General features: G+C 56.0%; 1 pseudogene. It reads right to left on the bottom strand.

The features are described 5' to 3' along the window. Positions 1-873: pseudogene (locus GFC01_RS17760) on the bottom strand (IS200/IS605 family accessory protein TnpB-related protein); the annotation flags it as partial. Positions 874-941 lie beyond the last annotated feature (68 nt).

Raw genomic sequence — 941 nt, 5'->3', positions numbered from 1 at the left:
CCTGCCTTTGATCAGTTCGACGCTGTAGGGCGTCCTGGAAAGGAGCAGCATCAGCGCTTTTTGCCGGTGCTTTTCCGGCAGCCAGAGCTTGCCGGTTACCCTGGGCGCCCTGGTCATTATTGGCCTGCCTTTGCTGTCTGTACCTTTCCGCTCGGACAGGTGGGAGATGGTCACGGATAAGGAGAATTCTCCATTGCGCCGGCTCATCCTCAAGTTGAGGTTGCCGCCCCTGGTTTCGTCCCCCCGGGCGTACAGCCGGTCCTGCCGGGCGTTTTTCCATTCTTCCCGGCTGGCTTTGCCCTTGCAAACCCGTTTCCATAAGGAACGACCGCCGAAAACCACTTCGGGTATGGTGCCGTTTTCCTTATGGGCCTGCAGTGCCGCCAGTTTGTCCGCCAGTTTTTTAACCGCTGCTTTACGGCCGTGTATTGTCCGTTTGCCTTTTTCAATCTTAGCTGTGTCGTTTGATTTGACGGCTTTAGCCAGGTCTTTTTCAGCCCAGCCGAGTTTCCTTTTGGCCCGGGCCAATTTCTTTTCCGTCTCTTCGATTTCCAGTGCCAGCAGTTGTTTTTGCGATTCCGCCACTTCCTTTGCTTTTAAGATGGCGTCGTCGCAAAAGCGGGAATTTAAGCCGAATGTCCCCTGGCCCTCTTTTTTGAGCTCTTCGCGGGAACGGTCTTCCAGCAGCCGGTTAAACGCCCAGCGCTCGCACGAGCAAAAAAGGCGCATCTCGGTGTCCAGGGGGTCTTCGTCGCCACGGCTCCATTTTAAAGAGCGAAGGGCGGGGTAGACGTCCGGAAACCACTCGCCGCAAATGGTGTATTTGATGCCCTCGATGGGGTTAATCGCTTTCTTCTTTTTCGGCTTCCCCATCCCGTGCCACCCCCGCCATCAGTTCCCAGAACCCCTGTCTGACTTTCTTGCCGCCCCTGGCTCCATAA

Origin of the sequence: Desulfofundulus thermobenzoicus (assembly GCF_009428905.1) — a bacterium.
GTDB lineage: Bacteria > Bacillota > Desulfotomaculia > Desulfotomaculales > Desulfovirgulaceae > Desulfofundulus_A > Desulfofundulus_A thermobenzoicus.
The sequence above is the reverse complement of the archived record's forward strand: the minus strand, read 5'-3'. Positions and strand labels throughout refer to the sequence as shown.